1 pseudogene is annotated in these 378 nt (G+C 70.1%); it reads right to left on the reverse strand.

The annotated features are described in order from the left end of the window. Positions 1 to 378 (reverse strand): annotated as a pseudogene (locus ACFHWY_RS28910) (LacI family transcriptional regulator); the annotation flags it as partial.

Below are 378 nucleotides of genomic sequence, written 5' to 3' on the forward strand. Positions count from 1 at the left end.
CCCGGTAGCCGTCCATCCGCGCCCGGCTGCACATCAACTGCGGCGGCCCGGCGATGAACCCGATCCGCCGATGTCCCAGACCGATCAGGTACTCCGTCGCCCGCAGACCTCCCGCCCAGTTGGTCGCCCCGATCGTCGGCGCGTCCTGGGCCGGTAGACCGTCCGCGTCGACGATCACCACCGGGATGTTCATCCGCCGCAGCTCGGCCTGCAGGGGCGGCTCCACCATCGAGGTCACGAAGATGACACCCTCTGTGCCGCGCCGACGCATGCCGTCGAGCCACTGCTCGGCCGGCGTGATCTGGCGGTGGATGGCTGAGACCACGGTGCCCACCCCCGAGGCGTGCGCCACGTCCTCCACACCCCGAATGATCTCCA

It is taken from the genome of Micromonospora sp. LOL_024 (genome assembly GCF_048060415.1).
In the GTDB taxonomy this organism is placed as follows: Bacteria; Actinomycetota; Actinomycetes; order Mycobacteriales; family Micromonosporaceae; genus Micromonospora.